Source organism: Telluria aromaticivorans, assembly GCF_013003915.1.
GTDB classification, from domain to species: domain Bacteria; phylum Pseudomonadota; class Gammaproteobacteria; order Burkholderiales; family Burkholderiaceae_D; genus Telluria; species Telluria aromaticivorans.
The window spans coordinates 104,195-121,316 of the sequence record NZ_JABAIV010000001.1 but is presented as its reverse complement, the minus strand read 5'-3'; the positions used below and the strand labels follow the sequence as shown (position 1 = coordinate 121,316).

Sequence of the window (17,122 nt, the reverse complement as noted above, 5' to 3'; positions counted from 1 at the left end):
CCCGCAGTTGTAAGGGCCTAGAACGAATAGACCATCGTCAGCGAGGTCTGGGTATCGGTGTTCTTCTTGCCAGCCGGGACGCTGGTGTCGTTGCGGGCGCTGAAGCCGGCTTTCATCTGCATCGTCGAATTGATCTTGGTGCTGAGCGAGGTCTCGGCCACCGAGTGGGTATTCGAGGTGCCTTTCTCGACGCTGACGCTCTGGGCGAAATACGCCGAAGGGCTGACCCGCCAGCGGAACTGCGCCGCGCCGCGCACCGTCAGGCCGCTCTCGTCGTCGCCGGTGGCGCGCTCGCCCGCGAAATAACCCGGGCCAATCTCGACGTCGAGCGATTTGTCGCCGGTGTTGAACCAGTTCGAGCCGTGGCCGACCGACACCGACGAATAGCGCGTATAGGCGCCGAAGCGGTCGTTGACGTGCGAACCCAGGATGAAGGCGCGCTTGCCTTCGCCGAGCAGCTTCAGCGAAGCCTTGGCCGAGGCGGCGAAGCGTTCCGCCGACTTGCTTTTTTCGACATTCCCCTCGTCGTCCTCGTACTCGTCTTCCTTGAAGAAGCCGCTGACCACGAACTCATGGCTCCAGTTGGCGGTTTCGTGGCGGGCGTCGATCTTTCCAGTGATCGAGGTGCCGCTGGTATTGCCGGACGTCGTGATGGCGCCCAGCTCGGCCGAGGTGAACCAGCCGCCTTCGGGAATCTCGGGCAGCGCCACGCTCAGGGGGGCGTGGACGTTGCCGACCATGGGCAGGTCGGGCTCGGCCTGGGCCGCGCCGTGGACGGCGCACAGGGCCAGCGCCAGGGTTTTCGCAAGGGAGTTGAATGATTTCATGGGCATCGGTTGCCATTGAAGGCGCTTGCAGGATGCCCGACATTGTATCCCAAAGGCAGCGCGAAACGATGCTTTCCGACACAATTGCCGCGATATAAGGGCCACGTTACACTACGCCGCCCTCGGGCGCCGCTCAGGTTCCGATATAGACGATCTTGAAAGTGAACAGCGCGGCGATCACCCACACCACCGGCGCCACTTCGCGCGCGCGTCCCGTCAGCAGCTTGAGCACCGCATAGGTGATGAAGCCGAAGGCGATGCCTTCGGCGATCGAGAAGGTGAAGGGCATGGTCAGCGCCGTGACCGCGGCCGGGATGCTCTCGGTGGAGTCGCTCCAGTCGACGTCGCCCAGGTCGCCCAGCATCAGGCAGGCCACGAACAGCAGGGCCGGCGCGGTGGCATAGGCGGGCACCACCCCGGCCAGCGGCGCGATGAACAGGCAGGCCAGGAACAGCACCGCCACGGTGACCGCGGTGAGGCCGGTGCGCCCGCCGGCCTGGACGCCGGAGGCGCTTTCCAGGTAGGCGGTGGTGCTCGAGGTGCCCAGCAGGCTGCCCGCCACGATGGCGCCGCTGTCGGCCAGCAGGGCCTTATTCAGTCGGTCCATCTTGCCCTCGACCAGCAGGCCGGCGCGGCGCGCCACGCCCATCAGGGTGCCGGTGGCGTCGAACAGCTCCACTAAAAAGAACACCAGCACCACGTTCAGGATGCCGGCGGCCAGCGCCCCCGGGATGTCTAGCTGCAGCAGGGTCGGGTCGATCGATGGCGGCGCCGAGAAAATGCCTTTATACGTATTCCCCCCGAAGAAAAAGGACAGCACCGTGACCAGCACGATGCCGATCAGGATCGCGCCTTTGACGCGCAGGCGGTCGAGGGCGACGATGGCGAAGAAGCCGATGACCGCCATGATGGCTGGCGGCTGGTGCAGGTCGCCCGCTTTCACCAGCGTGGCCGGACTGGCCACCACGATGCCGGCGTTCTTCAGTGCGATCAGGGCCAGGAACATGCCCAGGCCGACGGTAATAGCGACCCGCATCGAGCGCGGGATGCCGTTGACGATCATGCCGCGCAAGCCCAGCACCGAGACCAGGATGAACAGGCAGCCGGAGATGAACACCGCGCCCAGCGCCGCCTGCCACGCGATCCCCATGCCCAGCACGACGGCATAGGCGAAATAGGCGTTCAGGCCCATGCCGGGCGCCATCGCGATCGGGTAGTTGGCGTACAGGCCCATCACGGCGGTACCCAGGGCGGCCACCAGGCAGGTTGCGACGAACACGGCTTCCCTGGGCATGCCGGCGTCGCCCAGGATCGAGGGGTTCACGAAGATGATGTAGACCATCGTCAGGAAGGTGGTCAGCCCGGCCAGCAGTTCGGTGCGCACATCCGTGCCGCTCTGGGTGAGCTTGAAGAATTTGTCGAGCATCGCGATGGGCTCCGTGGTTGTTTTGACTGAAGCATAACACCGGCCCGCCGGGGCGGGCGTGCACGCGGATGGGTTCCCTTGCCCCGCCAGGCGCCCAATATGGCTGCTGCCCTGCATGCCAATGCGCTAACATGGCGGTTCATTCATTACCGACACGCCGCCATGCCAAAGAATAAGCGCCCGCTGCCCCGTACTTCGAATAATCCGCACAATCCGCGCGAGGAGGACGCCGGCTCCCAGGCCAACGAACTGGCCGAGCTGGCGCTCGCCATCGCCGAGCAGGAGGAAGTGCCGGGCCCCGGGCCGGGGCCGGATGGCGACCGCGACGCCGAACTGCTGGCGGCGGTGCGCAAGTTGCTGCGCAAGAAGCGCGACGACGTGCTGTACGAGGCGATCGAGCATGCGCGCTATACCGACCCCGAAGCCTGCCGCCTGCTGCGCGGGCGCATCGAGGAAGAAGCCGCGACCCTGCGCCTGCGCCGCGACGACGGCAACGAGTACGAAATCGACGCCTTCCTGGTGCCGCTGTTCGTGCGCAGCACCGGCGGACTGGTGGCGCAGCAGACCTTCCAGGACGCCGGCGCCTTCGAAGCCTTGTCGGCGAGCTTCCAGGCCGCCGGACTGGAAGGCAAGGAGGCCCGGGTGGTGCTGATCCAGCACGCCTACGACCTGGCCGAGATCGACCATATCGCGTTCTCGACCCTGCACGAGATGCTGCGCGAGGCGGCCGCCTCGCTGCTGGAGAAGAAGCTGCAGCCGGCGCCCACCATCGAAGCGAGCATCCGCGGCTGGACCGGCGAGCGCTTCGCCCCCGACGAATCGGCGATCGAGCTGCGCTTCCTGCTCGGCTTCTCGCTCAAGCGCGCGAACGATCCCTTCTACGCTGTCCCGAAAGACGAAGCCACTGCCGACGCCTGGTATTCGGCGCGCCAGGAGCGCTACCGCGCCTGGACGGTCGAGGTCGCACCATTGGTGCGGCGCTGCCTCGCGGGCGACCCGGAAGCCCTGCACGTCGATTTCCTCTACCAGGACCTGTTCTACGGCGCCAAGGAGCAGGGCGTGGCCGAACTGACCACCCTGGGCACCCTGTCGGAAGTGGCGCGTACGCTGGCGGCCAAAGGGCTCGAGGCCGACCAGGTGCATGCGGCGGTGGCGCCGATCGACGCCGGCGAGCATATCGTCCTGCGGGTCAACCTGTATGCCCTGGATGGCGGGACGCCTTGGGGCAGCGTGGAGGTGCCGGTCGACCTGGCGGCCGACCTGGGCGCCGAAATCGACAACCTTTGCGATGCGCTGCTGTCCTTCGGGCTGGAAGGAGTCTCGGTAGCGACCGGATTCAGCCCGGATGGCCACGCGGAAGGTGCGGACCCGTACCGCGCCGATTGATACCGGCGGTGGCCATCCGGCCCTCCTTTTTCCTACACTATTTTGTGCTCTGCAGCACACGCCATATGCCGGCGCCGCTGCCACCCCTCCTGCCGAATGAACCCCCGGTCGCGATACGCGGCTCCGGGGGCGTTTTATACTTGGGCACGCTAGAAAATTCGACAACAAATCGTAGTTGAATTTCCTGTTTTTCTGTAGGAGCGCCCCTACACGCGTGTGCCCGGCAGTGGACTCTCTCCTATGAGGGGCGGAATCGCGCCCCGCTGCAACATTTCTCTGTATAAATGTTGTAGTGCATAAATCAAAAAAATTAGAAAAATTGCATGTTACGATCTCCGGGTACGGTCGGCTCCACGCCCGGCCCGAGACTGGCATCGAGAGAGAAATCTGCCAGGCATTCCCAAACAACTAGAGCGCCACAAAGGCGAAAAGGAATTGAATATGCCGACCTTGATCGTGTTTTGCCACCTTCGTTGGGACTTCGTCTTTCAGCGTCCCCAGCACCTGATGACCCGTCTGGCGGAACACTACGATATCGTGTTTGTCGAGGAACCGGTGTATACCGAAGGCCAGGCCTTCATGAAGAAGACCGCCGCCGCCCCGAACATCACCGTGTGCCAGCCGCATACCCCGATCCATGCGCCGGGCTTCCACGACGACCAGATCCCGACCCTGCAGGCCATGCTGGCCGACCTCGTCCCGGGCGGCGAGCAACCGGTGGTCTGGTTCTACACCCCGATGGCGCTGCCGCTGCTGCAGGGCCTGAACCCATCGAAGATCGTCTATGACTGCATGGACGAACTCGCGATGTTCAAGAATTCGCCGAAACAGCTGCTGCAACGCGAAAGTGCACTGCTGAACATGGCCGATGTCGTCTTCACCGGCGGCCCGAGCCTGTACCAGTCCAAGCGCGACCGCCATGCGAACGCCCATTGCTTCTCGTCCAGCGTCGACGCCAAGCACTTCCGCCAGGCCCAGGACCGCGACATCTCGCACCCTGACCAGGCCCATATCGCCGGCCCGCGCCTCGGTTTCTACGGCGTGATCGACGAGCGTTTCGACGTGGACCTGGTCTCGAGCATGGCCGATGCCCATCCTGAATGGCAGATCGTGCTGGTCGGCCCGGTCGTGAAGATCGACCCGGCGACGCTGCCGAAGCAGCCGAACGTGCACTACATGGGCCAGCGCACCTATGACCAGCTGCCGCAGTTCCTGGCCGGCTGGGATGTCTGCCTGCTGCCGTTCGCGATGAACGATTCGACCAAGTTCATCAGCCCGACCAAGGTGCTCGAATACATGGCGGCCGAACTGCCGTCGGTTTCGACCCCGATCACCGACGTGGTGGTGCCGTATGGCGACGTGGTGGCCATCGCCGACACGCCGGAGCAGTACATCGCCGCCTGCGAGCGCCAGCTCGCCATGAGCGACACCGAGCGCCAGGCCATGGCCAGGCGCATGCGCGAAGTGGTGGCCGGCACCTCGTGGGACCGTACCGCGACCAAGATGCACGAGCTGATCACCAGCGCCGTCCCGAGCAACACGGCGCAGCGCCTCCGTGCGGGCAAGACCGAAACCGTGGCGCCGGAAATCGCGGCAGCCAAGGCGGCCCCGCTGCCGGTCGCGAAAACCGCCTGACGCTCGGCGGACACACCAGGTAAGCGGCCAGCGGGGCAGGGTGCCCGCTGACTGGCGACTGCACGGCGGCGCATCTTCCGAAGATGCGCCGCCGTGTTTTTTGCGCCTGCATCTGCTGTTCGTCTTTTGGCCGCTCAATGCCTCAGCGTGCTGCCGCTTCCGGCCGGCAGCGGCGGCCAGCCGCCGGCCGGATCGCCGGCTCCGGCGACGCGCACCACCGAGAACGGATGCGCAAACTGGATTTCCTCGCGCTGGAAGGCGCGATAGACCTGCAGCAGGATGTCCTGCTGGCATCCATGTGCAGGATGTAGTCCGGGCTCTTGAAGTGGTAGATGACTTCGAAATCGAGCGACCAGTCGCCGTAGCGGAAGAAATGCGCGCGCCCGAAGCCGACGTCGCTGCGCGCCGCGATGATCTCGCGCACGATGCCGGGAATCGCCGTCACCCGTGCTTCGTTGGTCCCTTAGGCGACCACCCGCGACACCACGAGGCGCCAGTGCTCCGGCATCGCCACGAAGATGCTGCCCAGGTAGACGCCGATCGCCAGCAGGCAAACCAGGTAGGTCTTGTGCAGCATCCTGACCACCAGGTCGTCAACTCGCCTTACGGTGCGGCGCGACAGGTCGCCCAGGCGGCGCAGGGCCAGGGTCCGGACGAAATACATGGCGGCCGTCGCGCCGAAACAGACGCCCGGCGCCAGCATCCCAGCTTTCCGGCTCGTTATTGTTCAGTAAAAAACTCCATCCCTTGCTCCCGTTCCGGCACGACGACATCGGACAGTGTGCGGTCCGGGGCGCGCACGCCGCGCACAGTTGACAGTCAGGCACATGCGCCGATACATTGGCCCATCGGCACGCACCGGCACCCGCGGCCTCAACCAGCGCCCTCCGAGGGCACCCTTGCATGGCGAAGCACACCCTGTCCTGTGGCACCCTGGTCATCAACCCGCGCCGCGAGCTGCTGCTGTGCCACGTGACGCACACGCACAAATGGGACATCCCGAAAGGCATGCTCGACCCGGGCGAAACCGAGCTGGAGGCGGCGATGCGCGAGCTACGCGAGGAGGCCGGGCTGGCTTTCGCGCCGTCGCACTTCCGCGACCTCGGTCCCTTCTCCTACCGGCGCGACAAGCGGCTGCACCTGTTCATGGTGGAATCCGGCCCCGGGCTCGAAAGCCTGGCGCACCTGCATTGCAGCACCACCTTCCCGCACCACGTGACGGGCGTGCCGACGCCGGAGATGGACGGCTACCGCTGGGCGTCGCGAGACGAGGTGCGCGGCCTGTGCTGGCCGCGCATGGGAGAGGTACTGATGGGGATCGCCTGGTAGGGCCGGACAGGTTCTCGCGGCCTCGCGCCACCGGCCGGCGAATGCCGCTAGTATGGCCCGCTGTAATCGTGCTGTGGACGACATCCTGCGGCGCGCGCACCGCAACCCTGTACTGGAGGAAGAACAATGACTAGCTTACTGCCCGCCACCGGCTACGACCTAGCCGACATCATGCGCGGCATCTACGGCGACGGCATCATTGCCTGTCGCGGCGCCTTCGAGCGGAGCCTGATCGAAGAGCTCGGGGCGGATATCGACCTGCTGTTCCGCGAAGCCCAGGCGCGGCCTGGCGGGGCGCTCAACCGCGGCCCGAACCGCTTCTACGTCGAAGTGCATCCGGAACGCCTGCGCGGTTTCGTCGCCATCGCCAGCCATCCATGGGTGGTGGCGGTGTGCAGCGCGGTGCTGGGGCCGGACTACCGGCTGGTCGAAGTCGGCTTCGACGTGCCAGGGCCGGGCGCCATGCACCAGCCCTGGCACCGCGACTTCGCTTCGCCGCCCGAGACCGCGCGCGGCCGGCGCCTGAGTTCGCTCGCCTTCAACATCACCACCGTCGACGTCACCGAGGACATGGGTCCGTTCGAGATCGCACCGGGCACCCAGTGGGACCTGTTCGGCGGCGACCCGATGTTCCCGGACCCGTCGCTGTGGCCGCGCTACGATGCGCTGGCAGAGCGCAAGATGCCGAAGATGGGCGATATTTCGGCCCGCTCGGCACTGACCATCCACCGCGGCACCGCCAACCAGTCGAACCGCTCGCGCCCGGTGCTGGTGGTGGGAGCCGATGCGCCGGATGCGACCAACGCCATCCGCCACGACCTGCAGATATCGCGTGCCTTCCACGACAGCCTGCCGCCCGTGGTGCGCGAACACCTGAGCTGCAGGGTGGTGGAGCGGCTCGAGCCGATCCAGCAGGCCCACACCATCGAAGGACTGAAGATGGGCGTGACGATGTCGTGAGCCCTAGGTAGCGGGATGAGGGGCGGCGCCGGATCGACGGCGCCGGCGGGTTCAGGACTTGTCGGGAACTTGCTGCGAAGGGACGGGCGTCTTGAGGGCGTCGGGAAGCGAATCGGCGATGCCGTTTGCCGGCGCCTGGCCAACCCGGCGCGCTTCGTCGGAATGCTGGTCGAGGCTGACTTCTTCGGCGACGTCGAAGCGGCCGTCTTCGGCGCCTTCTTCGCCCGGGAGCAGGTTATCGGAGCGCATCTCCTGACCGCCGCCTGCGACGGGGTTGGTAACTGCCGGGTCCTGTTTGTCTTGCGGCTGGTTCGGTGTGGCCATGCTGTCCTCCTGTTGACGGTTTTTCATGACCCATTATCGCGCCGCACCCGGCCGCCGGGCGCACGCTAGCTCCCGTCATCCTTGCGCCGGTCCTTCTGCGGCAGGTTCTTTTCCAGGATCGCCCACAGGATCAGGCCGTAAGCAAGCAGGCGGATCAGGTAGTGCAGCGGCGAATCCTCGCCGGTCTCGTTCAGCACCGCCGAATAGATCCGGTGCAGGCCCTCGATGAAGAAGGACAGGGCGAAATACATGAAGAAACGGTCGCCCGAGCTGCGCCAGAAGCGCAGGAAGAACAGGGCGATGGTCAGCGATGCCATCGAGATCGCGCCGTACATCATCTGGCTCATCGGCTCACTCCTTTTCGTAGATCAGGCCGTACAACAGCAGCAGGCAGGCCACCAGGGCGCTGCCCAGGCGCAGCGGCATGAAATCGACATTCGGGAAGATAATCTTGTCGAATACCAGGAACAGGTTATTGAAGGTCATGACCGCGAAACACAGGCCGCTCCAGAACAGGAGGCGGTAGCGGGTGCGGCGGTAACTGGCAAACAGCAGCCAGGTACAGGCCAGCGAGGTCAGCATACACAGGGTATAGATGAGTGCGCCCATTAAGGTTCCTTGCGCAAGCGGAACGCGTCGGCAAATTGCTGCGCCTTGCGGTCGAGGGTGGAGTGGATCAGGTGGGTAATGTCGACCAGGTGCCGGGCATACAGGTCGGCGAGCACGTCGATACGTTCGCGCAGCGCCTCCGAGGCCGGCGCATAGCAGTAAGTATGCATCCGCTTGTGCGCATCCCGGGATCCGCACGGCTGGGCCATCGCGGCCCGGCACAGGTCGTCGAGCAAGGCCTGGGCCGTGCGTTCGCTGATGTATAGGCGCCCAGCCAGCGTCTCCCCGGTCCACCGCTGGTCGGGGCTGGCGCGCAATAAGAGCAGCGCTTCCAGGAAGGGCACGGAGGGCACGCTCGTCAGAACGAAACGGCGCAGGTCCTCAGGGATTGGTGGGCGGTCCATTCGGGTGCAATGTAATTTCCCAAAGGAATCTTTAGCGAAGGAGTCAGGATTCTAGACCATTCTTAGCGGAAAGGCATTCAATTGTGCGCGCGTCGGTGGATTAACCGCAACCAGCTGTTTGACGCCCCTCAAAGGCACTCGGATACAATGCGGCTTGTTTCCCTGTCTTTCGCACATCATGCTTCGTTCTTTCCTGGCCCGCGTTGGCCTCGCCGCGGCCTTGCTGCTCTCCGCCGCCGCCCATGGCGCCGGCTGCCCCTCCCATTACCTCGACGGCCGCGTGCCCGAGATCCGCAACCAGAAGCTGGCGGTTGCGACACGCGAGCTGTGCTACGACGTGTTCGGCGTCATGCATTCCGGCGTCACGCGCACCGCGCTCTGGTCCGCGGAATACCTGCAGGCCGATAACCTCGAAGCCGCCCAGGGGCTCGAGCGCGACAATGCCTTCCATGCCGAGCCGCGCCTTCCGCGCGCCCAGCGCGCCGAGCTGTCCGACTATGCGCGCAGCGGGCTGGACCGCGGCCACCTGGCGCCGAACGGCGACATGCCCGACCGCCGCGCCCAGCGCGAGAGCTTTTCGCTCGCGAACATGGTGCCGCAAGACCGCGATCATAACCGCCACATCTGGGCGCCGATCGAAGGCGCGGTGCGCAAGATGGCAAAGAAGGAGGGCGCGCTCTACGTGATCACCGGCCCCGCTTTCCTGGGGGCGAATTTGCGCAAGGTCGGCAACGTGCTGGTGCCGAGCCACCTCTACAAGGTGGTGTACAGCCCGCGTCAGAAAGCGGCGGCTGCCTGGTTCGTCGAGAACCGGGGCGACGCGCCGATCCAGGTGATTCCAGTGGCCGAGCTGGAGCGCATCGTCGGCATCGAGCTGCTGCCCTCGCTGACGCAGCGGCAGAAGGAGCGTATGCTTGCGCTGCCGAAAATCCGCCAGCGCAAGAACCGACACTGACCCATGGAGCCGAGATGACCCGCAAAAAAAACTTTACTCCCTATGCCAATGAAGCCGATGTCCTCGAGATCGGCAACCTGATGCTGGAGAACCGCATCGACCGCATCACGGTGTCGGGCGACGTCGACCTGACCGCCGATAAGCAGGGCTTGCAGGATGCCCGCCGCCTGCACGAGATCGTGGGCGCCATCGTCGCCGCGCTCGAGGCGCGCGAGCTGCCCGACCAGCTGCCGCCGCCCGAGCTCAAGACCGTCGACAACCCCTTCAACTGAGGCCGCCCACGGCCGAACGCAAGGGCTGTTTTCGGCCCTGCCGCGGCGGTTTTTTGCTCAACATTCCAGCAGTCAAGGGTGTGCAGGCCCAGCGTGGATTCGGGTACTCTCATTCGCTCTCATGCAGTGATTCAGAGGAGCCGATCGATGTCCAGTATCACCCCCGAGCAGAACGACCAGGATAGCCTGCGCATTCCCGTGATTGAAGAGCAGCTCGCCTTTGGAACCCGGGTCGTCGAGACCGGCCGCGGCGTCCGCATCCACAAGACCGTATCGGAACAGCCTGTCACCATCGACGAGCGCCTGGCGCGCGACGAGGTGCAGGTGAAGCACGTGCCGGTCGACCGGATCGTGGCCGCAACCGAGGCGCCTGCCAATCGATACGAAGGCGATACGCTGATCATTCCCGTGCTCGAGGAAGTGCTGGTCGTCGAACGGAAGCTTCGCATCAAGGAAGAGCTGCATATTACCCGGACCCGGCACGAAGAGCGCTACCAGGAAACCGTCCCGCTGAAAGCGGAACGCGTGGACGTGGAGCGCTTCGACGAGGCTGGGGACGCACCGGCGCCATGACACAACCCCTTTCGGAGGAATGACCATGCAACATACCCTTGTAGCTGTTTTCGACAACCGCACCGATGCCCAGAATGCCATGAACGAACTGCTGTCCTCGGGCTTTTCGCGCGAGGATGTACGCCTGTCCGGATCCGATACCACCACCACGGCCACCAATACCACCGACACCGACAGCGGTATCGGCAGCGGCATCAAGAATTTCTTCAGCGACCTGTTCGGCGACAGCGACGACCATGCGAACCGCTACCAGGGCGCGGTCAGCGGCGGCAAGAACGTCGTGACCCTCACCGCCGATTCGCTTGACGAAGTCGAGCGTGCAGCCGATATCATCGAAGGCTTCGGCCCGATCGACATCGACGAGCATTCGAGCGGCATGGGCGCCAGCGGCGCTGCTACCGGCGCGATGCTGTCGGGCAGCCAGAGCGGCATGTCGGCATCGTCGATGTCGGCCCAGTCGGCTTCTACCCAGCAGCAGGGCTCGCTGAGCGGCTCGTCGCTGCAGCGCGACACCGCCACCCAGTCTGGCGCGACCCGATCGATCCCTGTGGTGGAAGAGCAGCTCAAAGTCGGCAAGCGTGAAGTCCAGCGCGGCGGCGTGCGCATCTTCTCGCGTGTCGTCGAAACGCCGGTCAACGAAACCATCGGCCTGCGTGAGGAACACGTCGACGTCCAGCGCCGGGCGGTGAACCAGCCGATCAACCCGGCGGATACCACCGCGTTCAAGGAGCAGACCATCGAGATGCGCGAAAGCGCCGAAGAAGCCGTGGTCGAGAAATCGGCGCGCATCGTCGAGGAAGTCACGATCGGCAAGCAGGTCAACCAACGCCAGGAAAAGATCACCGACACCGTGCGCCGCACCGAAGTGGACGTCGAGCGCCTGGGCGCCACCAATGCCATGGACAGCGACAGCTACTATCGCTCCCACTTCCAGACCACCTACGGCAGCACCGGTGGTTCCTACGACGACTATGCGCCGGCCTATGGCTACGGTTCGCAGATGCGCAGCGACACCCGCTATAAAGACCGCGCCTGGGCCGACGTCGAGGGCGACCTGCGTACCGACTGGGAGTCGCGCAATACCGGCAGCACCGGCTCGACCTGGGAAAAAATTAAGGCCGCCGTGCGTCATGGCTGGGATCGCATGACCGACGACAGCAGCAGCAAGGGCTCGTACTGAGACCCGGCTCCTGGCGGCCCTCGCGGCCGCTTCAAGCAGACGGAACGGCGCCCTCGAAGGCGCCGTTTTTTGTGGGCATGCGCCAGTCGCCCTACCCGCAAAAGGGGCTCGGTCCGCCCCCTTGATCCGTGCGCGGCAGTCGCGCGCGCGCCGCTGCGGGTTTGGAGTAATCTCGACCCATTCGCCCAGCCGTGGCGGGTGCCCGGGCACCATCCGGGCGCCATGACAATGACCTTACGGAGGACTGAATCATGCAACATACTCTCGTGGCCGTGTTCGACAACCGGACCGACGCCCAGAATGCAATGAATGAACTGCTGTCATCCAGCTTCACACGCGAGGAAGTGCGCCTGTCGAACGCCGACCCGACCGGCATGACCGACAGCGTGACCGGCCAGGGCGATTCCCGCACCTCGGAGCCCGGCGAAAGCATCGGCGCCAGCATCAAGCACTTCTTCCACGACCTGTTCGGCGCGGACCACGGCGAGCGCGTCAGCCGCTACGAAGGCGCGGTGACCCGCGGCCACCATGTGCTGACGGTGAGCGCCGGCTCGCTGACGGAAGTCGAACGGGCCGCCGACATCGTCGAGCGCTACGGACCGACCGACATCGACGAGCAGGCATCGGGCGAAGGGGCCACGGGCGCGGGTGCAATGAGCGCCGGCTCCATGGGCATGGGCGCCACGCCGGAGTCGATGCGCATGAGCGGCGCCGGCGGCATGCAGTCGGCCCGGCCTGCGGCACAATCGGCGCAATCGGATTCTGTCCTGAGCCAGCAGCTCGACAACCCTGGCGACCGCAAGCTGTTCGCGCAGCAGTCGCTCAACCAGGCCGAGCCCATGGGCCAGACCTACCAGGAGCCGATGGGCAAGAGCGGCCTGAGCGCCACCGGCGGGACTTCCTTCCAGGGCTCGACCCTGCAGGAAAACTCGGTGCAGGGCTCCTCGCTCGATGGCACCCAGGGCACCGATGCCTCGTTCGACAGCTCGGCCCAGCAGGGCGGCACCATCCGCGGCTCGTCGCTCGAGGGCTCGGCCTACCAGGGCGGCGCGCCCGGCGCGCAGCAGCGCGATGCACGCATGGACAGCGGGTTGGGGAACGCGATGCGCTCGGTCGAGATCCAGCGCGGCAAGTCGCGCATCTATTCGCCGGACCCAGGCGTCGGCAGCGGCTCCAGCCCTAGCCTGGATATCGGCAGCACCTTCGGCGACGACGACGGGTACTACCGCAACCACTTCCTCGCCAATTACAGCAGCGGCGACGACTACGACAGCTACCGTCCCGCTTATTCGTACGGCTCCGACATGGCGCGCGACACCCGCTACAGCGGCCGCAAATGGGACGAGGTCGAGCCCGAACTGCGGAGCAGCTGGGACACCCGCAGCAGCGGCAGCGCCGGCGCGACCTGGGACAAGATGAAGGCGGCCGTGCGCCGCGGCTGGGATCGCATCGCGAGCGACGATGACGATACCCAGTACCGCAGCCACTACGACACTCACCTGAGCAGCACCGGCGAGGACTACGACAGCTACAAGCCGGCCTACGACTACGGGTCGGAAATGCGCAAGAGCCAGATGTACCGCAACCAGCCGTGGGACGATATCGAGGGCGACATGCGCAGGGGCTGGGATTCGCGCATCGCCGTCGGCACCGGCACGGGCAGTGCGGCGGGCGGCAGCGAAGGCGTGGGCGGCGCCTGGGACAAGATGAAGTCGGCGGTCCGCCACGGTTGGGACAGCATTACCGGCGGTCACGACACCACTGCAGACCGCCTGGACCTCGATGACGACGACACCGCCTACCGCAGCCACTGGAACGCGACCTACAGCACCGCTACCCAGGGCTCGACCTACGACGAGTACAAGCCGGCCTACTCCTACGGTTCAGAAATGGCACGCAGCGAGAAATACCGCGGCCGCCAGTGGAACGAGATCGAAAACGACCTGCGTAGCGACTGGGATATGCGCTATGGCAGGGGCGGACAGTCGACTTGGGAAACGATGAAGTTGGCGGTGCGTCATGGGTGGGATCGGATGACGTCGTAAGACGTCCTTCATATTTCTGCTATCAACATGCAGGCAGCACTTGGGTTCCGGCCTGCGCCGGAAGTCGTTCCCCCCAGTGGGGGGAACGACGGTTTTTCAGCTGACAGTACAAAGGCCGCTGTCGGCAAGCGATCGAACACCCAAGCAAGGTCGTCCCGGCGAAGGCGCAAACAATGCCACAGGCATTGTTCGCCCCAAGTTCGCTCCGCAGCCACCTGCAATACGAATCGGCGCCCATGGGCGCCGATTTCACATCTACAAAAAACAACTAGCTCACTCCGCAAACGCCTGCACCGCTGGCGTGATCTTCACCGCTTCCGGCCTGATCCCGAGCTTCATCGAACCGATCTTCTGGTCTTCATCCAGCAGCGACTGCGGCTTGTTGGCGTCGTATTTCACCGGTGAGAAGGCATCGCTCACGAGCTTCTCTTTCAGGTCGGCCGCATCCTTGGTGATCACTACCACCGACAGGTTTTTGCTCGACAGGTGTTTTTTGATCGCCGCGTTCACGTCAGCGACGGTCAGCTTGGCCAACCCCTCACGCATCATGCGCGTGAATTCCTGGGTCTTGTGCCACTGCGCATCGAGCGCATAGCCGAGCTGCTGGTCCTGGGTGGCGGTCATGACGAACACGTTCTTCATCAGGTAGCCGCGGGTGGTCTCGAAATCCTGTTCCGACAGGCCGTTCGCCACCAGCTTGTCCAGCTCGAACAGTGCGGCGCGCAGGGCGAAGTGGCCGTTCTGCGGGGCGACCGGGCGGATCCAGACTTCGAAGAGCTGCGCTTTGCGGCCCAGGTTCGGGTTCGGGAAGAACTGGAACATCCCGCGCGGGAAGGCTTCGATATAGGCGTAGTCGCCGTAGTTCAGCCCACGCTCCTCGCGGATGCGCTGGTACAGGCGGGCGCTCGAGGCGCGGTGCTCGCCCAGCCAGGTCTTGGCCATCCACAGCGCCGGGAAGTCCGGATGCGCGCGGGTGACTTCGAGCGGCAGGCCGAACGAGATCGCGGTGGCCCGGGTGTTCTTCTCGACGATCTCGACCTCGAGGCCGTTCGGCATGCGGCCGCGGATGGCCGGTGTCGCCGCCAGGCCGCCGGCGGCAGGCAGGCGCGCCAGCGCCGACTTGAGCGAGGCCGTCATCTGGTCCGACACATCGCCCGAGATACCGACCCGCACCGCGCCCTGGGTATAGGCCTGGCGGTAGAAGTTCTTCACGTCGTCCAGGGTGATGGTCTCGATGCCCTTGACGGTGCCCAGCACCGGATGGCCGTATGGCGTGCCGGCGAAGACATTGGTCTGCAGGCGTTCCTTGCCGAATTCCTCTTCGTTGTTGTCCTTCAGGTCCAGCACCAGGGCGTTCTTCTGCGCGTCCTTCAGACGGCGGAAGTCTTCCTCGCGGAAGCCCGGGTCGCTAAGGAGCGGCAGGGCGATGCCCAGGTACTGGTCCCAGTTGTCCCGGTGGGTCGTACCGGTGAATGTGGTCATTTCCTTGTCGGTCTGTTCAAGGAAGCTGCCGGCCAGCGGGAACAGGGCCTTGGTGACTTCGTCGATCTTGCGCTCGCGCGAGCCGCTTGACGCCACCATCGCAGCGGTCAACGCAGCCAGGCCTTCCTTCCCCTTTGGGTCATGCGCCGAGCCGGCTGCGAACAGAAGCTTGAAACGGATCTGCGGCAGCGCCGACTTCTGCACGAGGATGTCGAACTTCGCGTCGCCCACCTTGGGAGTGAGATCGGCCAGCTTTGGCAGCGTGCCGACGGCGCCCGGCAGCGCCTCGTGCGACAGGGTGGTGACCACCATCGACTCGTCCACCAGGTATTTGCGGGCGGCGGCCTGCAGGTCGGCCGGGGTCAGGCTGTCGACCACGCGGTAATAGCGGTTCAGGGTGCCGTAGGAACGGTCGAAGTGCACGTAGGACGCCAGGGTCGAGGCGATCGCTTCGGTGTTGTCGAGCGAGCGGATCAGGCCATACTTGTTGGCCGACTTGGCGTCGGCCAGGACACTCGCCGTTACCGGCTCGTCGCGCAGCCTTGCCACGGTCTGCAGGATGGCGTCGCGCACGTACACGGCGTCCGATGGCTTCTTGACGCGGGCGCCGATCGTGGCCAGGTTGGCGTCGACCCGGTTCGGGGTGAAGTCGAACAGCTGGTCTACCTTCTGCTCGTCCTGTACCAGGCGCTTGTACAGGGTCGAGGTGCGCCCGAACGACAGCGACAGCAGCATCGACAGCGCGGCCTGGTCTTTTTGCGTTTCCGAAAAGGCCGGCGCGCGGAAGGCGACGGTCACCAGCGGCAGGGTCGGGGTCGGCCACGGCACGTGGCGGTACTGGGCGCCGCGCGCTGCCGGCTCGCTCGGCACGTTCGACTTGAAGCTGCCGCGTTTCCACGAGCCCCAGTAGCGCTCGACCATCGCAATCGCCTTTGCCGGCTCGACGTCGCCGGCGATGATGACGGTGGTGCGCTCCGGACGGTACCAGCGGTCGAAGAAGACCTTCGAATACTCGTACTGGTTCGGCATGTCCTCGATGTCCTTGAGGAAGCCCATCGTCGTGTGGCGGTAGGTGTGGGTGGTGAAGGCGGCTTCGCGCTGCACCTCGAACAGCTTCTGCATCGGGTTCGCGCTGTTCTTGTTGTATTCGCCCAGCACGGCGCGCGATTCGGTCTTGAAGGCCTCGACCGGATACGACAGGTGCTGGAAGCGGTCGGCTTCGACCTTCAGCACCGTGTCCAGGTCTTCCTTGGCGAAGGTGGTGTAGTAGTTGGTGAGGTCGTCGCTGGTATAGGCATTCTGGCGCGCGCCGGCCTTGGTGATGATCTGCTGGTACTTCTCCGGCGGGTAGGTCGGCGTACCGCGGAACATCATGTGCTCGAAGAAGTGGGCGAATCCCGACTTGCCCGGCTCGACTTCATTGCGCGAACCGGTCTGCACCGGGATATGCACCGACACCAGGTTCGGGAACCCGGTCGGCACCACGATGACCTTCAGGCCGTTCGGCAACGTCTTTTCGGTGGCCTTGAAGGGCAGCACGTCGGCGCTGACGGCGGCCGCGGCGGCTTTGGCAGCGGTCTTGGCTGGAGCCGCGGCCATGGCCGGCGCTGCGAAGGCCAGCAGCGCAGCGGGAACGAGCGTCGCGAGCAGGCTGCGCGACAGGATGGGTTTCAACACGGTCTCTCCTTATTGGAATATTGCTAACCGCAAAGGAT

18 protein-coding genes are annotated in these 17,122 nt (G+C 65.1%); 9 read left to right on the top strand and 9 right to left on the bottom strand.

Features of this window, described 5'->3' with window-relative positions:
• Nucleotides 1-17: 17 nt before the first annotated feature.
• Together HGB41_RS00640 and HGB41_RS00635 are read right to left on the bottom strand one after the other, a co-directional pair.
• Nucleotides 18-827, bottom strand: a complete 810-nt coding sequence (locus tag HGB41_RS00640; protein WP_308788903.1) for a DUF481 domain-containing protein — start codon at nt 825-827, stop codon at nt 18-20.
• Between the two features lie 133 nt (nt 828-960).
• Nucleotides 961-2,253, bottom strand: a complete 1,293-nt coding sequence (locus tag HGB41_RS00635) for an NCS2 family permease (RefSeq protein WP_171080025.1) — start codon at nt 2,251-2,253, stop codon at nt 961-963.
• Between the two features lie 162 nt (nt 2,254-2,415).
• On the opposite strand from HGB41_RS00635, the gene HGB41_RS00630 reads away from it, so the two are divergent.
• Nucleotides 2,416-3,639 carry a DUF2863 family protein gene (locus HGB41_RS00630; RefSeq protein ID WP_171080023.1) on the top strand — a complete coding sequence of 408 codons (1,224 nt, stop codon included), beginning with the start codon at nt 2,416-2,418 and terminating at the stop codon, nt 3,637-3,639.
• A 441-nt stretch (nt 3,640-4,080) separates the two neighbouring features.
• The gene (locus HGB41_RS00625; protein WP_171080021.1) at nt 4,081-5,274 is read left to right on the top strand and encodes a glycosyltransferase; all 1,194 of its coding nucleotides are present in this window, start codon (nt 4,081-4,083) and stop codon (nt 5,272-5,274) included.
• A 142-nt stretch (nt 5,275-5,416) separates the two neighbouring features.
• Here the strand turns inward: HGB41_RS00625 and HGB41_RS00620 are convergent, their stop codons facing one another.
• Complete coding sequence (locus HGB41_RS00620; RefSeq protein ID WP_171080019.1) at nt 5,417-5,719, bottom strand: hypothetical protein; 303 nt, start codon at nt 5,717-5,719, stop codon at nt 5,417-5,419.
• 18 nt (nt 5,720-5,737) lie between these two features.
• Nucleotides 5,738-5,977, bottom strand: a complete 240-nt coding sequence (locus tag HGB41_RS00615) for a hypothetical protein (protein ID WP_171080017.1) — start codon at nt 5,975-5,977, stop codon at nt 5,738-5,740.
• Nucleotides 5,978-6,177: 200 nt separating this feature from the next.
• Between HGB41_RS00615 and HGB41_RS00610 the strand changes: the two genes are divergently transcribed.
• On the top strand, nt 6,178-6,603 hold the full coding sequence (locus tag HGB41_RS00610; protein WP_171080015.1) for an NUDIX hydrolase: 426 nt from the start codon (nt 6,178-6,180) through the stop codon (nt 6,601-6,603).
• Between the two features lie 126 nt (nt 6,604-6,729).
• Nucleotides 6,730-7,563, top strand: coding sequence for a phytanoyl-CoA dioxygenase family protein (locus HGB41_RS00605; protein ID WP_171080013.1), 834 nt, complete (start codon nt 6,730-6,732; stop codon nt 7,561-7,563).
• A gap of 51 nt (nt 7,564-7,614) precedes the next feature.
• On the opposite strand, the gene HGB41_RS00600 is transcribed toward HGB41_RS00605, so the two are convergent.
• The 4 genes from HGB41_RS00600 to HGB41_RS00585 all read right to left on the bottom strand — a co-directional run bounded on the left by HGB41_RS00600 (nt 7,615) and on the right by HGB41_RS00585 (nt 8,849).
• Complete coding sequence (locus HGB41_RS00600; RefSeq protein ID WP_171080006.1) at nt 7,615-7,887, bottom strand: hypothetical protein; 273 nt, start codon at nt 7,885-7,887, stop codon at nt 7,615-7,617.
• 65 nt (nt 7,888-7,952) lie between these two features.
• Nucleotides 7,953-8,234, bottom strand: coding sequence for a DUF5985 family protein (locus HGB41_RS00595; RefSeq protein WP_171080003.1), 282 nt, complete (start codon nt 8,232-8,234; stop codon nt 7,953-7,955).
• A 4-nt stretch (nt 8,235-8,238) separates the two neighbouring features.
• On the bottom strand, nt 8,239-8,496 hold the full coding sequence (locus tag HGB41_RS00590) for a DUF5985 family protein (protein ID WP_171080001.1): 258 nt from the start codon (nt 8,494-8,496) through the stop codon (nt 8,239-8,241).
• Nucleotides 8,496-8,849, bottom strand: a complete 354-nt coding sequence (locus HGB41_RS00585; RefSeq protein ID WP_371868400.1) for a hypothetical protein — start codon at nt 8,847-8,849, stop codon at nt 8,496-8,498. The genes HGB41_RS00590 and HGB41_RS00585 overlap by 1 nt, the downstream gene beginning before the upstream one ends.
• A gap of 229 nt (nt 8,850-9,078) precedes the next feature.
• Between HGB41_RS00585 and HGB41_RS00580 the strand changes: the two genes are divergently transcribed.
• From HGB41_RS00580 to HGB41_RS00560, 5 genes are all read left to right on the top strand, one after another.
• Nucleotides 9,079-9,855 (top strand): DNA/RNA non-specific endonuclease, encoded by a 777-nt coding sequence (locus HGB41_RS00580; RefSeq protein ID WP_171079997.1) that lies wholly within the window; start codon nt 9,079-9,081, stop codon nt 9,853-9,855.
• 14 nt (nt 9,856-9,869) lie between these two features.
• Nucleotides 9,870-10,127, top strand: a complete 258-nt coding sequence (locus HGB41_RS00575; RefSeq protein ID WP_171079995.1) for a hypothetical protein — start codon at nt 9,870-9,872, stop codon at nt 10,125-10,127.
• 147 nt (nt 10,128-10,274) lie between these two features.
• Nucleotides 10,275-10,700: a YsnF/AvaK domain-containing protein gene (locus HGB41_RS00570; protein ID WP_171079993.1), complete on the top strand. Its 426-nt coding sequence runs from the start codon at nt 10,275-10,277 to the stop codon at nt 10,698-10,700.
• Between the two features lie 25 nt (nt 10,701-10,725).
• Nucleotides 10,726-11,880, top strand: a complete 1,155-nt coding sequence (locus tag HGB41_RS00565) for a YsnF/AvaK domain-containing protein (RefSeq protein WP_171079991.1) — start codon at nt 10,726-10,728, stop codon at nt 11,878-11,880.
• Nucleotides 11,881-12,131: 251 nt separating this feature from the next.
• Entirely contained in the window at nt 12,132-13,925 is a 1,794-nt protein-coding gene (locus HGB41_RS00560) for a hypothetical protein (RefSeq protein ID WP_171079989.1), read from the top strand.
• Between the two features lie 273 nt (nt 13,926-14,198).
• On the opposite strand, the gene HGB41_RS00555 is transcribed toward HGB41_RS00560, so the two are convergent.
• Nucleotides 14,199-17,084 (bottom strand): M16 family metallopeptidase, encoded by a 2,886-nt coding sequence (locus HGB41_RS00555; protein ID WP_171079986.1) that lies wholly within the window; start codon nt 17,082-17,084, stop codon nt 14,199-14,201.
• Between the last annotated feature and the right edge of the window lie 38 nt (nt 17,085-17,122).